General features: G+C 31.4%; 1 protein-coding gene. It reads right to left on the bottom strand.

The features are described 5' to 3' along the window. Positions 1 to 79: 79 nt before the first annotated feature. Positions 80 to 769: a hypothetical protein gene (locus ABD792_RS18095; protein ID WP_345007802.1), complete on the bottom strand. Its 690-nt coding sequence runs from the start codon at positions 767 to 769 to the stop codon at positions 80 to 82. Between the last annotated feature and the right edge of the window lie 239 nt (positions 770 to 1008).

The raw sequence follows: 1008 nt of genomic DNA, 5'->3' as shown, positions 1-1008 counted from the left end.
GACCAAAACCGGTTCAGTCAACACGGTGTTCATGTTTGGCCGTACCGACCACACGAACACTTAGTTATTAGCGGTTGTTTTATTTAAGTAATATTTCCTGAAATAACCTGATATTTATTCTGTTCTCTTTAAGGTTATAACTGTATCGTCCTTCAAAGGATGGACAGCAATGTGCATCATCTTTTGCATATAACCTAAAGTCTCCAAACACATAATTTCCATATCCATAAGAAATAGTCGTTGTTGTTTTTAGGTAGCTATCAGTTATTTCTTTAAGATTATTTGATATTCTTTTATTATCATATTCTCTTACGATAGCACGAATTATATCATCCATCAAATCGGACTTAACTTTACCGTTAGAATAAATAATTTTAGTAAAAGTTTTAGTACCTCCGTTATGTCCTGTACAATTTTCTGCCAGAAAGTAAATCAGGAGGTCATCTTTTTTATCACTATCAAAATCTTGACGTACTAATTTATATTCAGAATCATCAAAAGGTAATCCGTCTTCTTGATTTGGATTCTCTTTATACCAATTAATATAATCTAAAGAATCAAGAGTTTTTCTAAAATAACAAGGGCTTCCAATCTGCTTGGCTTGCATTAATTCTTGTTTCCATTTTTCAATTTCGACTTTGATGTTTAATTGTCCATTCTGTATTGCCTTAATTTCTATACTACTACTTTGTCTTGAGTTTTGACTACATGCTAAGGTAGTTAATAGTATTAAGAACAGTCCTATAACCTTCATGTTTTGTATTTTCATTTAAATCCTTTAATCATTTGTACTATATTTGGCTTCTTTTTAATAACCGCTAACGGTTCGAATATGAAAAGTAAAGGGGTTTTAGGTCTTTGACTTTTCGGTTTTTACGTTGCGGTTTTTTTGTTGCCGAATTTTAGGCTGACAACTTCGCCTTTATTTTTTATATACTTTGTGCCTGTTGCACAACTCGAATATAAGAAAGAAATTTCGTATTTTAGTATATGCAAGGCAAAAAACAA

It is taken from the genome of Snuella lapsa (assembly GCF_039539345.1).
GTDB lineage: Bacteria > Bacteroidota > Bacteroidia > Flavobacteriales > Flavobacteriaceae > Snuella > Snuella lapsa.
Note: the sequence above shows the minus strand (reverse complement) of the source record. Positions and strands in the feature narration are given on the sequence as shown.

Coding starts and splice junctions, on each gene's coding strand:
- ABD792_RS18095 (WP_345007802.1), bottom strand. CDS start 769: ATGAAAATACAAAACATGAAGGTTATAGGACTGTTCTTAATACTATTA.